General features: G+C 66.8%; 17 protein-coding genes. 7 read left to right on the forward strand and 10 right to left on the reverse strand.

Annotated features, from left to right (window positions below):
- Positions 1-279 precede the first annotated feature (279 nt).
- Both AC2JAJ_RS09165 and AC2JAJ_RS09170 read left to right on the forward strand, forming a co-directional pair.
- Complete coding sequence (locus AC2JAJ_RS09165; protein ID WP_260323887.1) at positions 280-618, forward strand: YegP family protein; 339 nt, start codon at positions 280-282, stop codon at positions 616-618.
- Positions 619-627: 9 nt separating this feature from the next.
- A complete protein-coding gene (locus AC2JAJ_RS09170; RefSeq protein ID WP_221387354.1) occupies positions 628-1,050 on the forward strand; it encodes a hypothetical protein in 423 nt (140 codons plus the stop codon).
- 20 nt (positions 1,051-1,070) lie between these two features.
- Here the strand turns inward: AC2JAJ_RS09170 and AC2JAJ_RS09175 are convergent, their stop codons facing one another.
- A complete protein-coding gene (locus AC2JAJ_RS09175) occupies positions 1,071-1,412 on the reverse strand; it encodes a CBU_0592 family membrane protein (protein WP_486416102.1) in 342 nt (113 codons plus the stop codon).
- Positions 1,413-1,519: 107 nt separating this feature from the next.
- Here AC2JAJ_RS09175 and AC2JAJ_RS09180 point away from each other — a divergent pair, with 107 nt between their 5' ends.
- The 3 genes from AC2JAJ_RS09180 (at position 1,520) to metH (ending at position 7,273) form a co-directional block, all read left to right on the forward strand.
- Positions 1,520-2,443, forward strand: coding sequence for a LysR family transcriptional regulator (locus AC2JAJ_RS09180; protein WP_486416101.1), 924 nt, complete (start codon positions 1,520-1,522; stop codon positions 2,441-2,443).
- A gap of 57 nt (positions 2,444-2,500) precedes the next feature.
- Positions 2,501-3,532, forward strand: coding sequence for an LLM class flavin-dependent oxidoreductase (locus AC2JAJ_RS09185; protein WP_486416100.1), 1,032 nt, complete (start codon positions 2,501-2,503; stop codon positions 3,530-3,532).
- Between the two features lie 102 nt (positions 3,533-3,634).
- Entirely contained in the window at positions 3,635-7,273 is a 3,639-nt protein-coding gene (gene metH, locus AC2JAJ_RS09190; protein WP_486416099.1) for a methionine synthase, read from the forward strand.
- 52 nt (positions 7,274-7,325) lie between these two features.
- Here metH and AC2JAJ_RS09195 read toward each other — a convergent pair whose 3' ends face one another.
- From AC2JAJ_RS09195 to catA, 9 genes are all read right to left on the reverse strand, one after another.
- The gene (locus AC2JAJ_RS09195; RefSeq protein ID WP_486416098.1) at positions 7,326-8,945 is read right to left on the reverse strand and encodes an ABC-F family ATP-binding cassette domain-containing protein; all 1,620 of its coding nucleotides are present in this window, start codon (positions 8,943-8,945) and stop codon (positions 7,326-7,328) included.
- A 367-nt stretch (positions 8,946-9,312) separates the two neighbouring features.
- Entirely contained in the window at positions 9,313-12,183 is a 2,871-nt protein-coding gene (locus AC2JAJ_RS09200) for an ATP-binding cassette domain-containing protein (protein ID WP_486416097.1), read from the reverse strand.
- On the reverse strand, positions 12,180-12,749 hold the full coding sequence (locus tag AC2JAJ_RS09205; RefSeq protein WP_486416096.1) for a hypothetical protein: 570 nt from the start codon (positions 12,747-12,749) through the stop codon (positions 12,180-12,182). The genes AC2JAJ_RS09200 and AC2JAJ_RS09205 overlap by 4 nt, the downstream gene beginning before the upstream one ends.
- 163 nt (positions 12,750-12,912) lie before the next feature.
- Entirely contained in the window at positions 12,913-14,496 is a 1,584-nt protein-coding gene (locus tag AC2JAJ_RS09210; RefSeq protein WP_486416095.1) for an APC family permease, read from the reverse strand.
- A 168-nt stretch (positions 14,497-14,664) separates the two neighbouring features.
- On the reverse strand, positions 14,665-16,305 hold the full coding sequence (locus tag AC2JAJ_RS09215) for a GMC family oxidoreductase (RefSeq protein WP_486416094.1): 1,641 nt from the start codon (positions 16,303-16,305) through the stop codon (positions 14,665-14,667).
- Positions 16,306-17,844, reverse strand: a complete 1,539-nt coding sequence (locus AC2JAJ_RS09220; RefSeq protein ID WP_486416093.1) for an aldehyde dehydrogenase family protein — start codon at positions 17,842-17,844, stop codon at positions 16,306-16,308.
- A gap of 99 nt (positions 17,845-17,943) precedes the next feature.
- Positions 17,944-18,582, reverse strand: a complete 639-nt coding sequence (locus AC2JAJ_RS09225; protein WP_486416092.1) for a TetR/AcrR family transcriptional regulator — start codon at positions 18,580-18,582, stop codon at positions 17,944-17,946.
- 376 nt (positions 18,583-18,958) lie between these two features.
- Entirely contained in the window at positions 18,959-20,236 is a 1,278-nt protein-coding gene (locus AC2JAJ_RS09230; protein WP_486416091.1) for a benzoate/H(+) symporter BenE family transporter, read from the reverse strand.
- 88 nt (positions 20,237-20,324) lie between these two features.
- The gene (gene catA / locus AC2JAJ_RS09235; protein WP_486416090.1) at positions 20,325-21,206 is read right to left on the reverse strand and encodes a catechol 1,2-dioxygenase; all 882 of its coding nucleotides are present in this window, start codon (positions 21,204-21,206) and stop codon (positions 20,325-20,327) included.
- A 329-nt stretch (positions 21,207-21,535) separates the two neighbouring features.
- Here catA and benA point away from each other — a divergent pair, with 329 nt between their 5' ends.
- Together benA and benB are read left to right on the forward strand one after the other, a co-directional pair.
- On the forward strand, positions 21,536-22,921 hold the full coding sequence (gene benA, locus AC2JAJ_RS09240) for a benzoate 1,2-dioxygenase large subunit (protein WP_486416089.1): 1,386 nt from the start codon (positions 21,536-21,538) through the stop codon (positions 22,919-22,921).
- A gap of 34 nt (positions 22,922-22,955) precedes the next feature.
- The gene (gene benB, locus AC2JAJ_RS09245; protein WP_221387369.1) at positions 22,956-23,492 is read left to right on the forward strand and encodes a benzoate 1,2-dioxygenase small subunit; all 537 of its coding nucleotides are present in this window, start codon (positions 22,956-22,958) and stop codon (positions 23,490-23,492) included.
- The last annotated feature ends 121 nt before the right edge of the window (positions 23,493-23,613 follow it).

Genomic DNA, 23,613 nt, shown 5'->3' on the forward strand with positions numbered 1-23,613 from the left:
CTGGATCTGCATCAGCCAGGGGTCCCGCAGATGGGGCGAACCCCACCATTCGGGTTGACCAGTCACAGTGTTCCTTGGTCCATAGTGACGCCGCCCGCCAACCTGTCTGTTTGCGTATGCCGGCGAAAAGTTCTACTGACAGGTAACCCGGCCGCGGCGTAGGTTTAGCGAACGCGCTTTTCACCAGACCGTCCGGATGGCAGCCCGACGCAGTGCTCCTGTTCCGGCGGCAAGTACAAGGCCGACGGCGGCCCAGCGGGAGGAGACCTCATGGCAGGAATGTTCGAACTCTTCAACGACGAAGACTCGAACTTCAGGTTCAGAATTACGGCTCCGGACGGGACGGTGATGGCAACGTCACGCCCGTTCCCTGATAAGCAGTCGGCCGTTGCGGGGATCCGGGACGTCCGTGAATACGCCGGAATGGGCCACATAGCCGACATGTGCCTGGCGCCGGCGGCGTTTGCAGCCCCACGGGCGAAACTTCCGGCAGCCGCTTACCCCGGCACCGAAGCTCGGTGCTCCTCCTTGCGGCCTGCGCCCTTTCCGTGGATCCACCAACCTGACGCCCGCCTGACCCGCACGCCTGTCCTTGACCCGGCGCGGAGGTCAATCTAGCTTGACCTCATGACTGATGATGCAGGGTCGGTGGAACAGGCGTTGAACAGCGGTGACATCCACGAGTTGCTCAGGGTGTGGGAGGACTTCAACCGCGGCGAGACCTGGCGGGAAACGTCTGCGATCGGCAGTGACCAGGCCCGGGTCTCGGCGGCGCAGTTCCTGACGGAAGTGCGGGAAGTCGCGGCGTTGGAGGCGCTGCGCGCGAACGCACAGGCCGTCGAACTGCTGACGGCCAGGCGCTGGTACGTCATCAAGTCCGCGCGTGAGGCCGGAGCCACGTGGGCCCAGATCGGCGAAGCGCTGGGCACTACGAAACAAGCTGCCCATGACTTCTACCGCCGCAGGATCGAAGAGAAGGAGAAGTACCTGCCCGACCTTCGCGACGTGGCAGCCGCGCGGGCGGTCCTGGAAGAAGCCAAGGAAGACTAGCGCAGATCCCGAGGGAGTATCTAGGCGCAGCCAGCTGCTGGGGTCCGTTCGACGACGGCCAACTGGCCCGTAGTGTCCGGAACGCCGGGAAGCTGCGCCGGGGCGGCCTCGCCAACCGTCGATTTCCTGCCTGCGCGCATACGGAAGAGCGCAACAGCGGAGATGAGGAACCATGCGACATTCGTGACCACGGACGGCCATGCACCGTGAAAGGCGCCATTGACGATGAAGGCGCAGGCGCCCACGAGGTTCGCGGACTGGAAGCCCTTGCCGGCCTTGATCCACCCCATGGAGACAGCCAGGAAAGCGCTCAAAATAGTCACCGCACCGCCCCAACCAGCAACTTCCCACAGCAGTTCCATGTCCGTCCTTCCAATATCGATTCCCGCGTCCCAAGTGCCATGGTGGGGCCGCGCCCTGCTTAAGTTCAATTGAATTTTGCTCCAGGTGTGGTTTAGAACTGCTTAACATGAGCATCGATCCCCGTCGACTGAGTGTTCTCCTTGCAGTTGCCCGTGCAGGCGGGGTTCTCGCGGCTGCCGATGAATTGGGCGTTACGGCTTCGGCGGTGTCCCAGCAGCTCAACAAGCTGGAAGACGAAACGGGCCACGCCCTGGTGGTCCGCACCCCCAAGGGCTCGCTCCTGACGCCTGCCGGACTCGCCATGGCGGAAGCCGGTGAAGAGATCGAACGCGCCCTCAGCGTCGCCCTGGCTCGGATGGAAAGCGGGGCCCAGGTTGAGGGCGTCGTGCGCATCGGCGGGTTCACCAGCTTCGTACGCACGGTGGTAATTCCGCGCCTTCCCGGGTGGCGCAAGCAGTACCCGCAGTTGCGCATCCATGCCGTCGAAGACGATTTCCCCGTCCTGATGCGGCTCCTGCGCCAGCGCCAGCTCGACGCCGTCGTGGTCGAGCTGGATTCGACGACGGCCGAGCAGCGTGCGCTCGCCCCGGGCCTGATCGAGGAGCCGCTCCTGGACGAGCCCTGGAAACTGGTGGTCCCCTCCGGCGCCCTGCTCTCCACCGAAAACATCGACCTTGGCCGCCTGCCGCTCCCGTGGCTGGGCGTCGAGCCCTCCGCCGCCAACGTTGCAGTGCTTGGACGGCTGAGCAGGTCCACGGGCACTCAGGTGGAGACCGTGCACCAGTACGCGGACACCCTGACCGCGCTGGCGCTCGTCGCCGCCGGGGAAGGTGTCGCCATCGTCCCCACCCTCGCGCTTGCCGGCGTCGTCCAGGACGGGGTGGAAGTCCTCGACGTTCCCGGCCTGGGAACACGGCGCATCGTCCTGCGCCGGTATGACCGACGGCGGCCCACCAGCCTTCCCGTCGACACCGTCGCGCGCCTCCTGCGCGAATCGGCCGCTACGTTCGACACACGCTCCACGCACTGACCGCCGGTGCGCATAATCTGGGTACCAGCCGAACTCCAAGATCCGGAGGAATCCCAGATGCCTGAGACCGCACGCCCCCTGCGCAAGCTCGGCTTCCTCACCATCGGCCTGTTCGACCCCGCCAACCCGGCCGAAGGCCACGAATCGACCCTGCGGATCATCGAACTGGGCGAGCAGCTCGGCTTCGACAGCGCCTGGCTCCGCCACCGCCACCTCCAGTTCGGCATCTCGTCTCCGGTTGCGGTAATGGCCGCCGCCAGCCAGCGCACGTCGCGGATCGAACTGGGCACCGCCGTGACGCCGATGGGCTGGGAAAACCCGCTTCGCCTGGCCGAGGACCTGGCCACCGTGGACCTGCTCGCTGGCGGACGCATCAATCCGGGCGTCAGCGTGGGTGAACCCATGCACTACGGCACCGTGAAGCACGGGCTGTACCCGGATTCTGCCGACCGGGAGGACTTCAGCTACGCCCGCGTGGAACGGCTGGCCCGCATGATCGCCGGGGAGCCCATCAGGGACTTTTCCGGTAAACAAGGCGTGGTAGAGGAATTCTCCAGCCGCGTCGAGCCGCACTCGACCGGGCTGCGCGGCCGTCTCTGGTACGGAGCGGCCAGCAGGAAGTCCGCCGAATGGGCCGGGGCCAACGGCTTCAACCTGCTCTCCAGCAGCGTGGTCTTCCCCGAAAAAGATGAGGAGCCCGACTTCGCCGCCATCCAGCAGTCGCAGATCCGCGCCTTCAAAGCCGCGGCGGCAGCGTCAGGACATGCCCAGGCCCGGGTATCGCAGGGCTTGGTGGTGATCCCCACCGATTCCGCGTCACAAAGCCAGCGGGAGAAGTACCAGCGCTACGTCGACGAACGCACGCCACGAACCAAGGCGCCCCAGGGCCCCAAGGGCATGCTGTTCGCCCCGGACATCATCGGCAGCAGCGAGGACATCGCAGAGCAGCTCTATGCCCACGCGGGATTCCGGGAGGTGGAGGAGGTGGCCTTCGCCCTGCCTTTCAGCTTCGACCACGAAGACTACGTGCAGATCCTCACCGACATGGCCGGTAAGTTGGGCCCGGCCCTGGGCTGGGCACCGGCATAGGCCGCGCACCCAACGCCACCGCCCGCCGTCGTACTATCCCACAAGGCGTAGCACACGGAAATACGAAGCAATGTTTCGGGGTCCCGCCCGTAACCTGTTTAAATGCCTCGTTTCGCACTGGACATCGAGTCCGTCCCACGCCCCGCCCGTTCCCAGGAACTCCTGGACGCAGTAAACCACCGGGTGGTTATCGCCGACGGCGCCATGGGCACCATGCTGCAGGGCCGGGACCTGTCGCTCGAGACGGACTTCCAAAACCTTGAAGGCTGCAACGAGATCCTCAATGACACCCGCCCGGATGTCATCGCGGACATCCATGACGCCTACTTCGCCACCGGCATCGACGCCGTCGAAACCAACACCTTCGGCGCCAACTGGTCCAACCTCTCCGACTACGGCATCGACGACCGCATCGCCGAGCTCGCACTGAAAGGCGCGAAGATCGCCCGCGAGCGGGCAGAGGCTGCGGAAGAAACAGACGGCCGCATGCGCTGGGTCCTCGGCTCCATGGGCCCCGGCACCAAGCTCCCCAGCCTCGGCCACACCAGTTACGACTACCTCAAGCAGACCTTCGCCCTGCAGGCCGAGGGCCTCATCGACGGCGGCGCGGACGCCTTCCTCATCGAAACGAGCCAGGACCTCCTGCAGACAAAGGCCGCCGTCAACGGCTGCAAGCAGGCCATCGTCTCCCGCGGCATCCGCCTCCCCATCTTCGTGGAGGTGACGGTCGAGACCACCGGAACCATGCTCATGGGCTCCGAAATCGGCGCCGCCCTTACCGCCCTGGAACCGCTCGGCGTCGACGCCATCGGCCTGAACTGCGCCACCGGCCCGGACGAGATGAGCGAGCACCTCCGCCACCTCTCCAAGCAGTCCTCCGTGGCCATCGCCTGCATGCCCAACGCCGGCCTGCCCATCCTCGGCGCGAACGGCGCGCACTACCCGCTCACCCCCACGGAACTCGCCACCGCACACGAGCAGTTCGTGCGCGAATTCGGCCTGGGCCTGGTGGGCGGCTGCTGCGGTACGACGCCGGAACACATGGCCGCCGTCGTCGAACGCCTTGCGCCCTTCCGCAGCCGCGAGACGAAAGCGAGCAGCGGCCCCGCCCGCGTCCCCACCGAACGTGAGGCCGGCGTCGCCTCCCTCTACCAGCACGTGAACTTCGACCAGGAGTCGGCCTACCTCGCCATCGGTGAGCGCACCAACGCCAACGGTTCCAAGGCCTTCCGCCAGGCGATGCTCGAAGAGCGCTGGGATGACTGCGTCGACATCGCCCGCGAACAGATCCGGGTCGGTGCGCACCTGCTGGACGTCTGCGTGGACTACGTGGGCCGCGACGGCGTGGCCGACATCAAGGAGATCGTCTCCCGGTTCGCGTCCGCGTCCACCCTCCCGCTCGTCATCGACTCCACCGAACCGCCCGTGCTCCAGGCCGGCCTGGAACTCATCGGCGGCCGCCCCGTGGTCAACTCCGTCAACTACGAGGACGGCGACGGCCCCAACAGCCGCTTCGCCCGCATCATGCCGCTCGTGAAGGAACACGGCACCGCCGTCATCGCCCTGACCATCAACGAAGAGGGCCAGGCACGCACCACCGAGGGCAAGGTGGCCATCGCCTCCCGCCTCGTCGACTCCCTGGTGGGCGAGTGGGGCATGCGCGTCGAGGACATCATCGTCGACTGCCTCACCTTCCCGGTCGCCACCGGACAGGAGGAAACCCGCCGGGACGGCATCGAAACCATCGAGGCCATCCGCCAGATCACCGCGAAATACCCCGGCATCAACACCACGCTCGGCGTCTCCAACGTGTCCTTCGGCCTGAACCCGGCCGCGCGCATCGTCCTGAACTCCGTGTTCCTGCACGAGGCCGTCCAGGCGGGCCTGACCAGCGGCATCATCGACGCCGCCAAGATCGTCCCGCTCGCCTCGATCCCGGAGGAGCAGCGCAAGGTGGCCCTTGACCTGGTCTGGGACCGCCGCGAATACGACGCGGACGGCAACACCACCTACGATCCGCTCGCCAGCATGCTGGACCTCTTTGCCGGCGTCGACACGGCTGCCCTCAAGGACCAGCGCGCCGCTGAGCTCGCTGCGCTGCCCACGGGCGCCCGCCTGGAACGGCGCATCATCGACGGCGAAGGCAAGGGCCTGGAAGAGGACCTGGACCTGGCCCGCAGCGAGGGGATGACCCCGCTCGGCATCATCAATGACCACCTGCTCGAGGGCATGAAGGTGGTGGGCGAGCGCTTCGGCGCGGGCGAGATGCAGCTGCCGTTCGTGCTGCAGTCCGCCGAGGTGATGAAGAACGCCGTCGCCCTGCTGGAGCCGCACATGGAGAAGTCGGATTCGTCCGGCAAGGGCACCATGGTGATCGCCACCGTCCGCGGCGACGTGCATGACATCGGCAAGAACCTAGTGGACATCATCCTCACCAACAACGGCTACAAAGTGGTCAACATCGGCATCAAGCAGGGCATTGCCGAGATCATCGCCGCAGCGGAGGAGCACGACGCCGACGTGATCGGCATGTCCGGCCTGCTGGTCAAATCCACCGTGGTGATGAAGGAGAACCTCGCCGAGCTGCAGTCCCGAGGCCTGGCCAAGAAGTGGCCGGTCATCCTGGGCGGCGCAGCCCTGACCCGCGCCTACGTGGAGCAGGACCTCGCTGAGCAGTTCGACGGCGTGGTCCGCTATGCCAAGGACGCCTTCGAAGGCCTCTCCCTCATGGAGCCGCTGGTCCGCGTGGCCCGCGGCGAGTCGCCGGACGACGTCGGCCTGCCGCCACTGAAGAAGCGCATCCACAAGGGCGGCGCCAAGTTCACGGTCACCGAGCCCGAGGCCATGCCCGGCCGCTCCGACGTCGCCACCGACAACCCAGTCCCCGTGCCGCCGTTCTGGGGCACGCGCATCGTCCGGGGCGTCTCGCTCCACGACTACTCCGCGTTCCTCGACGAGCGCGCCACCTTCATGGGTCAGTGGGGCCTCAAACCCGGCCGCGGCGAGGACGGCGCCTCCTACGAGGAGCTGGTGGAACGCGAGGGCCGGCCGCGCCTGCGCTACTGGCTGGACCGCATCCTGGGCGAAGGCATGCTCGACGCCTCCGTCGCCTACGGCTACTTCCCCGTGGTCTCCGAAGGCGAACAGGTGGTGGTGCTGCACCACGGCGAGGATTCCGACGGCGTCCTCGGCACCCCGGGCCTGCTCGCCCCCGACGGTGGTTCAGGCGGCCCTATCGGCACCGACCGCCTGCGCTTCGACTTCCCGCGCCAGCGCCGCGACCGGCACCTGTGCCTGGCCGACTTCGTGAAGTCGCGCGAGTCCGGGCAGATCGACGTGCTGCCGGTCCAGCTGGTCACCGCCGGCTCGAAGATCGAGGAGTTCACCTCCAAGATGTTCGCCGCCAACCAGTACCGCGACTACTACGAGCTCAACGGCCTGGTCATGCAGCTCACCGAGGCGCTTGCCGAGTTCTGGCACGCCCGGATCCGCAAGGAGCTCGGCTTCGCCGCCGAGGAGCCGAAGGACACGGCAGGGTACTTCAAGCTCGACTACCGCGGTGCGCGCTTCTCCCTCGGCTACCCGGCCTGCCCGGACATGGAGGACCGCCGCAAGGTAACGGAGCTGCTGAAGCCCGAGCGCATGGGCGTGATCCTCAGCGACGAGCTGATGCTGCACCCCGAACAGTCCACCGACGCGTTCGTGTTCCACCACCCGGAGGCGAAGTACTTCAAGGTGTGACTCGGGCAAGCCCCGGAGCGGCACAAACTTGCACTCCGGGGCCGCCTCCCTGTCATTCCCCGCCCGGCAGCGAGGCCAGCTGGGTTAACGAACCATCGCGGTCCAGGCTGAGGATGAGGTCCAGGTCCAGCCGGTCCAGGAACGCATCATCGTGACTGACCACAATTACTGCGCCCCGATACGCTGCGAGTGACTCCACCAACTGGTCAACGCTCCGAAGGTCCAGGTTGTTGGTTGGCTCATCCAGGATCAGCACCTGTGCCGGCGGGTCCGAGAACAGCAGCCGCGCCAGGGAGACCCGGAACCGCTCACCGCCGGAGAGCGTCCGCACCGGCCGGTTCACGTTGTCCCCGCGCAGAAGGAACCGCGCCAACCGGTTCCGGATTTCACCGGGAGGCACCGCCGGAGCGGCGTCCTGGACGTTTTCGAGCGTGGTTGCCTCTTCCCTGAGCCCATCGAGCCGCTGGCGCAGGTATCCGGCCCGGTCCGTCAGGAGGCTTCCGCCGGCTTCACCGTCGGTGCACGGCAGGCAACCCACCAGCTTCTCCAGGAGCGTGGTCTTGCCGACTCCGTTCGGGCCGATAATCGCCACCCGTTCGGGGCCCTGAACAACGTAGGACCGGTTGGTGCCCCACAGTTCCGCGATCCGTCGGCTGCGCGGGACCTGCGGGTCGGGAAGATCCACCGATATCCGTTCCTCCTCGCGCACCCGGGAAGCGGCGGCCTCCAGGGCATCCTGGGCCACCTGGACCCTGGAATCCATTCCGGAGCGCATTTTTCCTGCCGCCACCTGGGCATCGGAGGCCCGTTGGTTCATCAGTATCTTGGACCCCTTCTTGTTCTCATAGCTCTTCTGGCCTGCCCTGGCGCGGCTGGCCAGCTTGGTCTCCGCCTCCTGCTTCTGGCGCTTTTCCTTTTTCACCTGCTGTTCGGCTGCCCGGGTGGCCTGCGCCGCAGCGGCCTGCTGGTCGTCCATGTAGGCCCGCCACTCGCTGTAGGGCCCGCCGAACACCGTGAGCCCTCCCTCATACAGCTCTGCCGTTTCGTCCATAAGCTCCAGCAGTGCCAGGTCATGGCTGACCACCAGCACGCTTCCCGGCCAGTCACCCAGCATCCGGCCCAGTGCCCAACGGGCATCCCGGTCCAAGTTGTTGGTCGGTTCATCCAACAGCGTGATGGGCGTCCGCCGGATCCTCAGCCCGCTGATGGCTGCCAGCATCGCCTCCCCGCCGGACAGCTCACCCACGCTCCGGTCCAGGCCGGCGCCGGACAGCCCTATCGCCTGTAGCGATTCATCCGCGCGGGCTTCGATGTCCCAGTCGTCACCCAAGACATCGAAGTGCTCCACCGCCGCGTCGCCGGATTCGATGGCGCGCAGGGCCGAAACCTTGGCCTTGATTCCCAGCAGTTCCATCAGCGTGGCATCGCGGCGCAGCGTGAGCGTCTGGGGCAGGTAGCCAACCTCTCCGCCCGTGGTGATGGTGCCGGCGGTGGGCATCAACCTCCCTGCTATCAGGCGCAGCAGGGTGGACTTGCCGGATCCGTTGGTTCCCACCACCCCGGTCTTTCCCGGCCCGAGACTGCCGGAGATCCCAGACAGAGCCGGGGATCCGTCCGGCCACTGGAAATGGAGGTTCGTGAGGACGACGGATGGAGTATGTGATGTAAGCATGGTGCTCCCAAAAGAAAATGCCGGGCGGCCGGGCCGCGGTTCGCCAAAACGGTCAGGTGTGGAACGCGCGGGAAGTCCTACGGGGGACGGGCTGCCGCGGAAGCGTGCCAGGGCGCGTGGGCAGCAACCCCAAGCCGTGCAGGGTGGCCGAAATTCAGTGCAGGAAAAGGAAAGCCATGGAAAGGCATGGGGCTCCGGGTGGTTTCAGCGGAAGAAGCGCTGAGACTTGCCGGGCCCTTAGGGCATCAGGAAAGTGTCAGCGCGCGGACTGCGTCGCGAAACCTGAAATGCCCGTCACAAGATCGCCTAACACTGGGGAACAGAGGACATCAGTGTCACAAATTCAGTACTTTATGGCAACCCGTCATCACCGATGGGCATCGGCCGGTTTTCCCGGCACCGATTCGCCGTGCGCGGTGTGCTGGGACCGCCCGTCGATGCTGAACGTCCCCGCGGACACCGGCTTCACCCGCCGCAGCGCGGCAAGGATTGCCCGGCCCACCACGGCGATGCCGATCACCGTGGTGACGGCACGCAACGTGTCCCAGCCCGCCGTCGACGTCAGCAGTGAGTACAGCACGAAGCTGCTGAGGTTGGTGCCCAGCGGCGCGCCCGGCACATAGGAGATCCCCGTGCCGCCGCCCACCGCGAAGGGCCAGAACCACAGGTTCAGCAGCAGCCCGAAGAGGTAGGACGCAACGATGCCGTAGCCCGCCAGCATCCACAGCTCGGCTTTGCCGCGCACCCGGCGGGGCAGCAGTCCGGCTCCGGCGCCCACCCACGCGCAGGCGAAGATCTGGAACGGCGTCCACGGCCCGATGCCGCCCCACAGCGCGCTGGACACGGCGATGGTGGCGGCGCCGAGCAGCAGCCCGAAGCGGGCACCGAACGCCCGGCCGGCAAGGATCAACAGGATGAAGACGGCCTCCACGCCGCCGACGCCGGTGCTCGCCACCCGAACGGCGGAACCGACGGCAGCCAGCACGCCGAGCAACGCGACCATGTGTGCCGAGCGGACGGATCCGTCCAGGGAAAGCACGACGGCGACAGCTGCCACGGGTGCGATCGCGAGGGCTGCGTACGGGGTTGCGGCGGCCGCGTCCTGGGGGAGTGCCGCGGCCAGCAGCGGCCAGCAGAATGCTGCGAGGGCCACGAGGTTGGCCGTGGCAAGCAGGGTGAGCTCCACGGAACGGGGCATCCGGGGCCGGGGCTGGGTCTGCGCACCCGCAGCCTCTGCCGGTTCGCGCTCGCCCGTTGGTGTGGGGTCCCCAGGCGCGGGCCGGGCAGACGGGACGAACGGCTCTGGGGCAGGAGGCGTCTCGGATGAAGGGGCTACGCCGCCACGCATCGGGAGGATCCGGGCGCCCAGGCTGTGAGCGAAATCGAGGTCGTGCGTGGCGACCAGGACAGCCGCACCGTCCTCCGCTGCGGTCCGCAGCGCCGAGGAGACGGCGTCCCGGGCCGCAGGATCCAGTCCCCTGGTGGGCTCATCGATCAGGAGAACGTCCGGAGCGTCCATGGTCTGCAGCGTGATGGCAAGGATCCTGCGTTCCCCGGCGGACAGGTCCCGGGGGTGCTCGTGGCCGGTGGGCATTCCCGCCGCTCCGCGCAGCCGGGCAAGGCGGGCAGTTGCGGAACCGGCCGCAATCGCAGCGCCGTTTTTGCTGCGCTGCAGCCGCCGTTCCGCCGCCTTCAGTTCTCCTGCCACCGTGTCCCGGGTGAAGAGGTCGTCCGAGGCGTCGGGCACCAGGGTGACCCGGCCGCCGTCGATCGTTCCGCCGTCGTCCGTTCTTCTGCGCCTGCCGTTCCTGCGCGTCCCTTTGCCCAGGGCGAGCGCCACCAGGAGCGACGACTTCCCGGCACCGTTGGGCCCCACCAGGGCCACCACCTCACCGCGGTGCAGGGTTACGGAGGCGTCGCGCACGAGCGGACTGCCCTCGCGGTGGACAGAAAGGTTCGTTGCCGTCAGGACGGCCGGCCGTTCGGGGCCGGGAACTGGCGTGGCACGCACAACCTCGGCGGCCGGGGCGGAGGGCGCAGCCCCCGGCACCAAAGAGTGCGCTTCGATGGTCCACCAGGAATCAGCCACGGGCGCCAAGGCGTGCGCACGGTGCTCGGCCACGATGACGCACACTCCGGCGTCCCGGGCCAGGGCGTCAAGTACCGCGGTGACGCGGCCGCGGGCCGCGGTGTCGAGGTCGGCCAGGGGTTCGTCCACCAGGAGCAAGGCCGGCTGGTTCACGACGGCGGCCGCGATGGCCACGAGGGTTGCTTCACCAGCCGAGAGGGTGCTGAGGTTCCGGTCCAGCAGGGCGCACACCCCGATGCTCTCCGCCACTTCCTGAACGCGGGCCCTGGAGTCAACGGATGGCACCCCGCGCAGGTCGAGTGCCAGCGCGATCTCGTCCCGGACGCGGGTGGTGGCGAACGCGGCCCGCGGATTCTGCAGGACGACGCCGATCAGGCCTGCCGTATCGCGCGGCGGCACACCGGCGCGGTCCATGCCGCCGACGCGGACGGTTCCCGCGATCTGGCCACCATCCACATGCGAAAGCAGCCCCGCGATGCCACGCAGGATGGTGGACTTCCCGGAGCCGGTGGCGCCGGTGATGACCGAAACCTGCCCGGCCGGCGGGCTGAAGGCATCGACGCGCAGCCAGGCGTCCCCAATCCTGAACTGGGCGTCGCGGACCAGGAGCGGCGCGTTGCCGTCGGGGACCGCCGAACCCCGGCTGCCGAATCCGCGCAGCTCCAGGGCGGCGGCAACGCGGCTGGCGTGTTCAAGCGTGCGTTCGAGCACGGGAACCAGGGCCCGGGGCCCGAAGCGCTCACCCCGCAGCCGGAAGGCCAGGCGGACGGACGTGACGGCGTCGGACAGTGCAGGGAGCGCCGCCCATGCCACCACAAGCATGCGCGCAATGCCCTGCAGGGGGCCGCCCCGGGCCAGTCGGGTGAAGCCGCGGGCCACATCCACCCAGGCGTTGAGCAGGCCGAACGCGAGGATGGTCGCCGCAATCGGCAGGGCGGACAGGACCGCAGCCCACAGGCCCGGTGCCGTGACCGGACCGAGGAGGACCACATGGGCGTACGGGGCCGGCAGGCGGATTGGCGCCAGGTTGAGCAGGAGCGGCGCGCCGATGCCTGCCCCGTTGAAGAGGACGCGGTAGACGACCCGCGCCGCGATGAACACGACGGCGAGAACGGCGCCGGCGCGCAGCGGCGCGGATCGGAAGGTCATGCCGTGGGCGCGGCCGGTTCGTTGTCCACCGTGTAGAGCAGTTCAAGGCTCTCGCCGGGGTTGAGCTTGAGGCTGTCCAGGCCTTCTTGGGCGTAGGCCCACGTGCCGGCGGCGGGCTTCACCCAGAGGGCCCAATAAGAAACAGTGTTTTTGTCATCGCACGCTTCGCGGATAGTGCCACCCTTGTGCTTGATGTCGAAGTCCGCAGCGGGCACACCGTTGACGCGGCACGCGAAGCTCGTGGGGTACTTAGCGGTGCCCTCGATCTTCACCTTCGCCTCTTCGAGGACCTTGGCTGCCGGGGTGGTGGCGTCCACGGGCACGCAGACGGACGTGTCGGCGGCTGACTGCTTCAGTGAAGCCGAATCGACGATGACCTTCACGCCGGCGCAGGGGCCGGAGGAGGTGCTGGACGAGGCGGCGCTGGTTGAAGCCGCGGCCGTGGAGGCGGCTGCAGAGGAAGTGGACTGGGTGGCGGCCGGCGTGGAGCAGGCGGCGAGGGTCAGCAGGAGACCTGCGGCGGCGAAGGTGCTCGCGGCGGCGGTCCGGATCTTAGTCAATGTCACTTGTCAAGGGTAGGCCGTTGCGCCCCCACGGCCGGATGCCGCCGCCTTGTGTGACGCCAAGGAGTCGTGTGTGCAGGGGAAAGGGCCGGCGACGGCGCGGCTGCCGTCGTCGACCCTTCCCTTGAAATGAGCTGCTGCAGCGGACCCTGCTGCAGCAGCAGCCTTATGGGACCTTCACGTCCGCCATGTGGTGCTCTACCGGAGCGTCAGGTCCAGCCGCAGCGTCCGGCCTGGCAGAACGTGACGACGGGTGGGCGGCGACGGCGGCGGCATGCTCGGCGAGCACCCCGGTCTGGTGCCGGATCTTCAGCCGGTAGAGCAGCGCGCCGCCAATCACCACGGCGGCAACGAAGATCACGCCGCCCCACTGCAGGTACCACTCGAAGGGCGGCACCGAGTTGTAGATCTCGGGCCGGGGCCAGACCAGGTTCACTGTCATGGCACCGCCCCAGAGGACCGCGAGGATGTTCACCGGCAGCCCCCACTTACCGGTGCTGAATCCCGCCTGGGAATTCTGGTCCAGCAGGGGCCACTTCTTCTGGAGCCGCTTGCGCAGCAGGGGGACCGTGACCAGCAGGTAGGACAGGTAGATCAGGACGATGCTGATGCTGGACAGGATGGTGAAGATGGCGGGCTGCATGACGTTGACCAGCAGCGGGATGACGGCCATGACGCCAATGACGATCGCGGCGACGGTGGGGGTCCTGCGGACAGGGTCCACCTTGCTGAGCTGGCGGCTGAACGGCAGGTTGTTGTCGCGGGCCATGGCGAACATCATGCGGATGGCGGCGGCGTGCACGGCCAGGGTGCAGACCACCACGGCGACGACGATGCAGGCCAGGAAAGCCTTGCCGAAAGGACCGCCCAGGACGGAGAGCACGATGTGCTGCAGGCCGCCGTCGGCAGCCCCCACTGCCGGGTCCGTGAGGTCCGGTGCGGCCAGGATGCCGAAGAGCAGGATCAGGCCGCCCAGGATGAACGAGGCCGTGACGGCGCGGAGGATGGCCTTGGGCGCGGTGCGCTTGGGGTCCTTGGTTTCCTCGCCCAGGGAGCTGGCCGTATCGAAGCCGTACATCACATAGCCGGAGGCCATGGCGCCGATCAGGAAGACGCCGAAGAAGCCGAGGTCGTGGCCCTCGCCGAAGCCGGCGGTGTCGAAGAAGACCTCCGGTCCGCGGACCACGTGCCAGCCCAAGGCCAGGATCAGCAGCACGGCCGCGATCAGTTCCACGAAGACGCCGATGCTGTTGATCCGGGTCATCAGCTTCACGCCGAACGCGTTGATGAGCGTGGAGATGGTGATCATGATCGTTGCCAGGACCACGCCGTTCATGGCGAAGTCATAGGGGCCGGTGCCGTCACCGATGAACTGGAAGCCGGACCAGAGCTGCGGGAGGGTGATCTGCAGGGCCAGGGCCACCGAGCCCAAGGCCATGATGGAGGACAACAGCAGCAGCCATCCGGCCAGCCAGGACGACGTCCCGGATGCCAGGCGCTTGGCCCAGTTGTAGACGGAACCGGCCACGGGATAGCGGCCGGCAAGTTCGGCAAAGCAGAGGGCCACCATCAGCTGGCCGACGAACACGATGGGCCAGGACCAGGCGTACGCCGGGCCGGCCATGGAAAAGCCAAAGTAGAACAGCTGGAAAACACCGGTGAGGATGGAGATGTAGCTGACGCCTGCGGCGAAGCTGGCAAACTTGCCGATGCTTCGGTCCAGCGTCTGGGTGTAGCCAAATTCGTCCATGCCGCTTGAATCAATACTCTTGCTGGGTTCCAATATGGACTCCTAGATCAGAAAAGCACGATGGGACCGGCCGCCCTGGGGTGCGGAGAAGGTCAAAAAGGGGGTGGTGGCCCGGCGTTGCCTGGTGAACGCCGGGCGTCTTGCGGAAAGGGGCTTGCTGTTTGGTGCCTAGGCGGGCGATGCGCTGAGCTCGAGCTCCGCCGTCGTGGTTTCTCCTGTCCTGCCGGCGCGGATCAAATCGGCGCAGTGCTCGCCGATCATCATGACGGTGATGTTGGGGTTGACGGTGACGTGTTCGGGCATGACGGACGCATCGGCGACGCGGAGTCCGGTGACTCCCTTCACGCGCAGCTCGGGGTCAAGCGGCGACATGTCGTCGTCGTACGCGCCCATCCGGACCGTGCCGACGGGGTGGTAGACCGTGTTGTGGGTCTTGCGGATGTAGTCCTGCAGTTCCTCATCGGTCTGCGCCCCGACGCCGGGCGAGAGTTCGCGGCCGGTCCATTCGGCCATGGCGGGCTGGGCGGCGATTTCACGGGCCTTGCGGATGCCGGCCACCATAACGCGCATGTCGTGGCCTTCGGGGTCCGTGAAGTAGCGCGGGTCAACCATGGGCTTGTCGCGGAAATCGCGGCTGCGCAGCCGGACCGTGCCGCGCGAGCGGGCGTGCGTCACGTTCGGGGTAAGGCTGAAGCCGTTCTCCGTGGTGGGGTAGCCGTGCCGCAGCGTGTTCATGTCGAAGGGGACCGAGCCGTAGTGCATCATCAGGTCGGGGCGGTCCAGGCCGTCCTCGGTGGGGGTGAAGATGCCGATTTCCCACCACTGGGTGGACGTCTGCACCATGGGCTGCTTGGCCTCGAACTGGACCACGCCTTCGGGATGGTCCTGCAGGTTCTCGCCCACGCCGGGGGAGTCCGCCAGCACCTCGATGCCGTGCGCGGCGAGGTGCGCTGCCGGGCCGATGCCGGAGAGCATGAGCAGCTTGGGGGAGTCGATGGCGCCGGTGGAGACGATGACTTCCTGGTATGCGGTGAGACGGTGGGTGCGGCCGAACGCCCCGTCCACCACGTCCACGCCGGTGCAGCGCTTGTCCGCATCAAAGACCAGCTGCCGGGCGCGAAGGCCGGTCAGCAGCGTGAAGTTGGGGCGGTCGATGATCGGGTGGATGTAGGAGACCGAGCTGGAGGCGCGGGTGCCGTCCGCGCGGCGGTTGATCTGGAAGAAGTTGGCGCCGTTGATGACAGTGGTGCCGGAGTTGAACTTCGCGCGGGGGATGCCTGACTGTTCGCAGGCGTCCAAAAGCGCGACGCCGGCAGGATCCACCGGGGGCACGTTCATCAGGTGCACGGGGCCTGAGTCCCCATGGTGGGGTGCGTCCGGTCCGGCGTCCTCGTTGGTTTCCAGCCTCTTGTACAGGGGCCATGCGGCGTCGGCGTTCCAGCCGGTGGCGCCGTATTTGGCCTCCCATTCGTCCAGGTCCTCCCGGGGAGCCCAGAAAGCGATGCAGGAGTTGTGGCTGGAGCAGCCGCCCATGACCTTGGCGCGGGCGTGGCGCATGAAGGAGTTGCCGTTCTCCTGCGGTTCCACCGGGTAGTCCCAGTCGTAGCCGGATTCCAGCAGCTCCATCCAGCGGTCCAGCTGCAGGATCTCGGGCAGGTTCCGGTCGTCCGGGCCCGCCTCGACGAGGGCCACGGTCACCTCCGGGTCCTCGCTCAACCGCGCTGCAACTGCCGCCCCCGCGGACCCGCCGCCGATGACGACGTAGTCGAACCCGCGGTCGGTGACGTCGTCAATGTTGTCGTAGTGCATCTAGCTCTCCTTGCCGTTGTCAGCGAACCAGCCGGTGACCTGCGGGCTGGTGTTCTGGTAGATGTGCTTGGCTTCCTGGTATTCGGCCAGGCCCGTGGGGCCCAGCTCGCGGCCGACGCCGGACTGGCCGAAGCCGCCCCACTCGGCCTGGGGGAGGTAGGGATGGTAGTCATTGATCCAGATGGTGCCGTGCCGCAGCCGGCCGGCCACGCGCTGCGCCCGGCCGGCGTCCTGCGTCCAGACGGCGCCGGCCAGGCCGTAGATGGTGTCGTTGGCGGTGGCCACGGCCTCGTCCTCCGTGCGGAAGGTCTCCACGGTGACCACCGGGCCGAACGCCTCGTCGGTGACCACGGACATCCCCCGCTGCACCTGGTCCAGGACGGTCGGCTGGTAGTAGAAGCCGGCGTCGTACTTCTCTCCTTCAGGTGCCACGCCGCCGGTACGCAGCCGCGCGCCCTCCTGGATGCCGCGCTGCACGTAGGCGTGCACCTTGTCGCGGTGCGCCGCGGAGATCAGCGGACCGGTTTCGGCGGCGTCGTCGAACGGGCCGCCCAGCCGGATGTTTTTGGCCCGGCGGACCAGCTCGGCGACGAAGCGTTCGGCGATGGATTCCTCCACCACCAGCCGTGCCCCGGCCGAGCACACCTGGCCGGAGTGGACGAACGCGCCGTTGAGGGCATTGTCGACGGCGGCGTCGAAGTCCGCGTCGGCGAACACCACGTTGGGGTTCTTGCCACCGAGCTCCAGCGCCACCTTCTTGACGGTGCCGGCGGCCGCCGCGGCGATGCGCTTGCCGGTTTCCAGCCCACCGGTGAAGGACACAAGGTCGACGTCGGGGTGTTCCGAGAGCGGTGCGCCCGCCTGGGCCCCGGCGCCGGTGACGAGGTTGGCGACGCCGTCCGGCAGGCCGAGGTCCTGCAGCAGCTGCATGGCAAGGATGCTGGTGGACGGGGTCAGTTCTGAGGGCTTGAGGACGAACGTGCAGCCGGCGGCCAGCGCGGGGGCGATCTTCCACGCAGCCTGGAGCAGGGGGTAGTTCCAGGGCGTGATCAGGCCGCAGACGCCGACGGGCTCGTACACGATCCTGCTGACGACGTCGGCGTTCCCGGCGTCGACGATCCGGCCCGCCTGCTGGCCCGCGAGCCTGCCGAAGTATTCGAAGCAGGCCGCGATGTCGTCCATGTCGATCCGGCTTTCGACCATCCGCTTGCCGGTATCCAGCGATTCGGCGCGGGCGAACTTCTCCCGGCGTTCCCGCAGCCCGGCGGCGACCTTCAGGAGGAACGCGCCGCGCTCCGGTGCCGGGACGCTGGACCAGGCGCCCGAGTCGAACGCTTTCCGCGCCGCGGCAATCGCGCGCTCTGCGTCTTCCCGGCCGGCCTCGGAGACTGTGGCGACCAGTTCACCATCGGCAGGGTTCCGGATTTCGCGGACGGCTCCGGATGCCGCGGGTTCCCACGAGCCGTTGATGAACAGGGTGGTTGCTGCTTTGGTTTCAGCGCCTCGGGTGACGTCCTGCGCTGGTGTGGCGTAAGTCATACCGAGGACAGTAATGCACTTTGAACGAGTGTTCAATAGATTTCTTGAACACTTGTTCAAAGATCTTTATGGCGTTAAGGTTGCCTTGCCGGCGTGCGTTCAGGGCTGGTGCGGTTCGCCGTCCGTGGCGCTTTTGCCCGGGAGGGGATCCCCGGTCGGCGCGAAGGCAATCTCTTCCGTCCGCGCAATACTTCGTTGAATGGAGGCCTTGTCCACCCCGAGCAGCGCCGTCAGCCACATGCCGTTCTGGATGACCACGATGTCCGAGGCCCGCTCCCTGCAGGCGTTCCAGGGCAGATCCGGATTGGCGCTTGACACCAGGGCCGCGAGCCCGTCGATGTACCGGTCAAAGGCGGCAGCGTTGATCTGCGCATAATCTTCATCGGCCTGGGCCAGCGCCCAAAGATGCAGGCGCAGGGACAGGTAGCGCGTGGTGAGCAGGTCCGCGCCTGCCACCCGCCGGAGCGCCTTGCGGAGTTGCTCCTCGGGGGACAGTGACGGGTCGGGGGCGACGAGCAGGAGGTCGTGTTCGTCCACGCGGCCCAGGGCTGCCCGGATCAGCGTGGTTTTGTCGTCGTAGTAGTAGTTGACCAGGCCCAGTGCCACGCCCGCCTCGCGCGCCACGGCCCGCATGCTGACGCCGGCAATACCGTGGCGGGACAGCAGATCCATCGCTGCGTCAAGAATGCGCGACTGCCTGTCGAGCTGTTCGCCGGAGTTCACGGTATTGGTCCCCATCTGGCCAGACTATTGCCTAACCGGCCAGGAACCCATTTTCGGAATCGGAACCCCTGCCTGCCGGCAGTGTTTGAAGCGTTCTTCCGCAGGGCACGTTCTGTGCACACACCCTGATGTCTGTACAGCTTGGAGCACGATGGAAAGCGCGAGCCTCATGGCCCTTTTATTTGCCGGCGCTATCGGCAGAAGCAGAAGCGCGCAGCCCGACGCGCCGCAAATCGTCACACAGCCGGCCCGGACGTGCCTTGCATGGCGGGCTTTCAGGAGCAGGACCGCCACGTTCCTGCACCGGCTGGCGTGGGCGGTTGAGCCGGACCCGCGCTGACGCAGAAGAATCCCCGCCGGGGGGACGTAATTGCGCACACGCCCGGCGGCCTTACAGCCCGGTGTGGTGTGTGGGCTCCAGCAGGCGGGACACGGCGTAACCGATGACCAGGCCCCAGAAGGCCGCATGGATGTTGAAGAGGTTCATGCCGGAGATGGTCACCACGAAGGTCACCAGCGAGCCCAGGGTGAAGTTGGTTGCGAAGGCGGTGACGAAGGCTTGCTGGAGGGCCCGCAGCATCGCGATACCGCCCAGTGCCAGCACAAACTCCTTCGGCGCGGCCAGCATCAGCCGGGTCAACGTGGGGGCAAACGCTGCGAACACCAGGGCCATGAGGCCGTACGCAACGGCAGCCGTGTATTGGCGCTGCCGGCTCCCTGACGATGTCAGAAGGGCGTTGGTGGGGCCGGTAACGCACGCCGAAACGGCGCCGAATCCGGCGTTCAGCACCGAAAACGCGCCGGAAGCAATGGCGAAGGCATTGACCGGCGGCTGATGGCCGGCAGCGCGAAGGACAGCAATGCCCTGGCCGTTTTGAACAAACAGTACGGTCAGGGCCAGGGGAACCACCAGCTCGAGCTGGGCGGCCCAGGTGAACTCGGGAATCGTGAAAACCGGGGTGGCCATGAGTGCTCCGCCGGGCGAAAGGTTGAACTGGCCGCTCGCCGCCACGGCAACGCAGCCTGCCACGAGGGTGCCCAGGACCGGCGGCAGGAACCTTCCAGCTGCAGGAACCGCGGTGAGGACCAGGAATGCGGCCACCATCGGTACAGCTACGGCCGGGTTGTCCTGGGTGGCGGCGACGATGTCGGTGCCGAACTTCAGGAACACCGCAGCAACCATGGCCATCACAATCGGCATGGGCACCAGCGCCATGGCCCTGCGCACCACCCCGGTGGCACCCAGGGCGAGGATCAGTACCCCGGACGTAAAGAACGCCCCTACTACTTCCGCGAAAGCCAGGTGCTGAAGGGAAGGTCCCAGGAGTACCGTGCCGGGAATGGACCAGGCGAAGCCCAGGGGCTGCCGGTAAATGAGCGACATCAGGAGGGTCGCCGCGCCGCCCGAGAAAAGAATGCCAAAAACCCAGGACGACAGCTGGTCCTGGGTCAGGCCGCCAGCCGTCCCCACGGCCAGGGTGACGGCGATGGGTCCTGATGCCGCGAAGATGAGTCCAATCGCCCCGTTGGAGACATAGGGCAGTCCCAGGTCGCGAAGAATCCGGCGCGGGCCGGCGGGGCGGACGCCGGGGCGTTCCAGCAAGGGTTCCGGCGTCGGCTCGGCTGCCCCGCCGCGTGTGGCGGCCGGGTGGCGGCGGGGATGGCTCATCGGGGCTCCTGGCTGGACGGGAAACCGGAGGCGCTCCGAAGCATCAGCTCCGGAGCGCCTCCATGCGGGGTGTCTCCCAGTTTGCGTGCTACTTCTTCTGGCCCTGCTTGGCGAGGACGTAGTCATAAACTACTTCCTCGCCCTTTCCATCGGTACGGGGGCGGGGGTCAAGCATCAGTTCAGGCTTGACCGCCGAAGCGATGTCGTCCGCGTTGTGGGGGTCGCCGGGAAAGTACAGCTGCTGGGTGACCGGCTCGTAGCCCGGCGCGGACACCTTGATATGGATGTGCGCCGGACGCCAGGCGTGCCATCCCGCGGCGCTGATCAGCTGCCCGCACGCGCCGTCCGTGGGGATCTGGTAGGGCGCCGGCCGCATGGTGTTGATCTCAAACCGTCCGTCATCGGACGCTTTGACGGTGGCCCGAAAAAGCCACTCGGGCAGGCCGGGGGCGTATTGGGAGTAGAAGCCTGCGGCGTCGGCGTGCCAGATCTCCACCTGGGCGCCCTGAATGGGGTTGCCCTCCGTGTCGGTGAACTGACCGCTGAAACGCAGCGGGGTGCCCTCCTCGCCGTCGCGCATTTCAACCGTGGCGGGGGTCTGAAGCTCCGGGGAGCCGGGAACGTAGTACGGGCCCTCGATGGTGCCTACGGTGCCGGGGCGGTCCTGGGAGTTGACGTCCTCCACGGTGTGCTCAAGCCACACGTCGAGGAACAGCGGCCATTCCCCGTCCATGCCCACCTTGATGAGCCAGGCCTTGAGTGCGTTGTACTCCTCGTAGGTGACCTGGTGTTCGACGACGATGTCGTTGGCGGCTTTGATCAGCGCGCCGGCCAGCAGGCTGACTCGTTCCTTGGGCACATCCACCCTGGCGAGCTTGCCGGACGCTGCGAACCGCTCGGTTGCCTTGGTGCCTGCTTCGACGGCGGTGCCCTCGTTTTCCGTGCGGCTGTCCGTTGGGGCTTGGGTCATGACGATGTCCACCTTCCTCATTGAATGGGGACAGGAAGGGCTCCTGCACCCGACGCGGGCTGCGGGGGCTGGTGTTCTGCCGGCGCCGCACCGCGTGATCTCGGTCTCAATCGTAGGCACGGTGATAAGGACGCTACAAATATCAACTAGGCTCCTTTTTTGTCTTTATCTGTACATAAAGACACCCTTGGTGGAACCTAGGTATTTACCTGATGTGAGACCAATCACGAGCGTGAAGAATTGCTGGACAACGTCCGCTGTGGGGAGTTTTCGTCCCCGGCTGGACCTCCCGACCATCCGTCCAGCAATCTCCAATGAGGGAGCACGCCATGACCGAGAACCTGATCCATGCCCGCGAGGTCCTTGCCGACGCCGTGATCGACGACCGTGAAAACGGCATTATCCGGGCCAAGCGCGAGATCTTCACCGACCAGGAGATCTTCGAGCTTGAGATGAAGCACATCTTCGAGGGCAACTGGGTGTACCTCGCCCACGAGTCGCAGATTCCCCACGTGGGCGATTACTTCACCACGTACATCGGACGCACCCCCGTGATGATCACCCGGGACAAGGACGGGAAGCTGAACTGCCTCGTCAACGCCTGTTCGCACCGCGGCGCCATGCTGTGCCGCCGCAAGACGGACAACCGCACCACCTTCACCTGCCCGTTCCACGGCTGGACCTTCAAGAACTCCGGCGAGCTGCTGAAGGTCAAGGACTCCCGCAACGCCGGCTACCCCGAGACCTTCAACAAGGAGGGCTCGCACGACCTCACCAAGGTGGCCCGTTTCGAGTCCTACCGCGGCTTCCTGTTCGGTTCGCTGAAGGCTGACGTGCTCCCTCTTGAGGAGCACCTGGGTGATGCCACCAAGGTCATCGACTCGATCGTCGACCAGTCACCCGAAGGCCTTGAAGTGCTGCGCGGTTCCTCTACGTACACCTATGACGGCAACTGGAAGGTGCAGGCGGAAAACGGGGCGGACGGCTACCACGTCACCGCCGTGCACTGGAACTACGCTGCCACCACGGCCCGCCGCAGCGCCGGAGACTCTGCCAACAAGACCAAGGCCATGGACGCCGGCAAGTGGGGCAAGGTCAAGGGCGGCTTCTACTCCTACGACCACGGGCACCTGCTGCTGTGGCAGGAATGGACCAACCCCCAGGACCGCCCGCTCTGGGACCGCCGCGACGAACTGGTGGCCAAGTACGGCGAGGAGATGGCGAACTTCATGATCAACATCTCGCGCAACCTATGCCTGTACCCGAACGTCTACATCATGGACCAGTTCTCCTCGCAGATCAGGCACTTCCGGCCGATCTCGGCGGACCAGACCGAGGTGACTATTTACTGCATCGCGCCCAAGGGCGAATCGCAGGAGAACCGTTCCAAGCGGATCCGCCAGTACGAGGACTTCTTCAACGCCACCGGCATGGCCACGCCGGACGACCTGGAGGAATTCCGCTCCTGCAACAAGACCTACTGGGCCACCAGCGCCCCGTGGAACGACATGACCCGCGGCTCCGCCCACGAGATCACCGGCCCGGACGAGCAGGCCCAGGCCCTGGGCATGACCCGGGTGATCGCCTCCGGCGTGCGCACGGAAGATGAAGGGCTCTACCCCATCCAGCACGGGTACTGGAAGGAAGTCATGGACCGGGCCCTGGCGGAGGAAGAGGAGCGGTCCGCGCTGGACGCCGTTCCCGTTACCGCCTGACAAAGCCCACCCGAACCACAGAGAGCGCATACCCATGACCAACCTGACCCACACCGCCCCGGTCCTGAAGTCCGCCGACGAGATTGCCACCCTCGAAACCGTGAGGGCGTTCCTCTACCGGGAAGCCCGCCTCCTGGACGACCGCCAGTTCGATGAATGGCTTGAGTGCTACCACCCGGACTCCGAGTTCTGGATGCCGGCCTGGGACGTGGACGACCAGCTGACGCAGGATCCCCAGAACGAAATATCCCTGATCTACTACGACAACCGCGGCGGCATCGAGGACCGGGTGTTCCGGATCAAGACCGACAGGTCTTCGGCAACCTCCCTCCCCGAGCCACGCACGGGCCACAACATCACCGACGTCGAGGTGTTGGCGAACGACGGCGGCAAGGTGGACGTGCGGTTCAACTGGTTCACCCTGTACTTCCGCTACAACACGACCGACACCTACTTCGGCACCAGCTACTACACGGTGGACCTTTCCGGCGCGCAGCCGGTGATCCTGAAGAAGAAGGTGGTCCTGAAGAACGACTACATCCACCACGTGGTGGACGTCTACATGATCTGACCTGCCCGGACCGGTGCCCGTGGTTTCGGGCGCCGCACGGCAGGTTCCACTCCCGTGCCCGCGGGCACGCCAGAACATATCCCGGGACGCGGCGACGCGCCCACCCAGCCAGGAGGACCCC

The sequence above is a fragment of the Arthrobacter sp. MOO21 genome (genome assembly GCF_057369995.2).

Excerpts from the sequence above, each read along its gene's own strand:
- AC2JAJ_RS09165 (WP_260323887.1), top strand. The coding sequence starts at position 280 with ATGTTCGAACTCTTCAACGACGAAGACTCGAACTTCAGGTTCAGAATT.
- AC2JAJ_RS09170 (WP_221387354.1), top strand. The coding sequence starts at position 628 with ATGACTGATGATGCAGGGTCGGTGGAACAGGCGTTGAACAGCGGTGAC.
- AC2JAJ_RS09175 (WP_486416102.1), bottom strand. The coding sequence starts at position 1,412 with ATGGAACTGCTGTGGGAAGTTGCTGGTTGGGGCGGTGCGGTGACTATT.
- AC2JAJ_RS09180 (WP_486416101.1), top strand. The coding sequence starts at position 1,520 with ATGAGCATCGATCCCCGTCGACTGAGTGTTCTCCTTGCAGTTGCCCGT.
- AC2JAJ_RS09185 (WP_486416100.1), top strand. The coding sequence starts at position 2,501 with ATGCCTGAGACCGCACGCCCCCTGCGCAAGCTCGGCTTCCTCACCATC.
- metH (WP_486416099.1), top strand. The coding sequence starts at position 3,635 with ATGCCTCGTTTCGCACTGGACATCGAGTCCGTCCCACGCCCCGCCCGT.
- AC2JAJ_RS09195 (WP_486416098.1), bottom strand. The coding sequence starts at position 8,945 with ATGCTTACATCACATACTCCATCCGTCGTCCTCACGAACCTCCATTTC.
- AC2JAJ_RS09200 (WP_486416097.1), bottom strand. The coding sequence starts at position 12,183 with ATGACCTTCCGATCCGCGCCGCTGCGCGCCGGCGCCGTTCTCGCCGTC.
- AC2JAJ_RS09210 (WP_486416095.1), bottom strand. The coding sequence starts at position 14,496 with ATGGACGAATTTGGCTACACCCAGACGCTGGACCGAAGCATCGGCAAG.
- AC2JAJ_RS09215 (WP_486416094.1), bottom strand. The coding sequence starts at position 16,305 with ATGCACTACGACAACATTGACGACGTCACCGACCGCGGGTTCGACTAC.
- AC2JAJ_RS09220 (WP_486416093.1), bottom strand. The coding sequence starts at position 17,844 with ATGACTTACGCCACACCAGCGCAGGACGTCACCCGAGGCGCTGAAACC.
- AC2JAJ_RS09225 (WP_486416092.1), bottom strand. The coding sequence starts at position 18,582 with ATGGGGACCAATACCGTGAACTCCGGCGAACAGCTCGACAGGCAGTCG.
- AC2JAJ_RS09230 (WP_486416091.1), bottom strand. The coding sequence starts at position 20,236 with ATGAGCCATCCCCGCCGCCACCCGGCCGCCACACGCGGCGGGGCAGCC.
- catA (WP_486416090.1), bottom strand. The coding sequence starts at position 21,206 with ATGACCCAAGCCCCAACGGACAGCCGCACGGAAAACGAGGGCACCGCC.
- benA (WP_486416089.1), top strand. The coding sequence starts at position 21,536 with ATGACCGAGAACCTGATCCATGCCCGCGAGGTCCTTGCCGACGCCGTG.
- benB (WP_221387369.1), top strand. The coding sequence starts at position 22,956 with ATGACCAACCTGACCCACACCGCCCCGGTCCTGAAGTCCGCCGACGAG.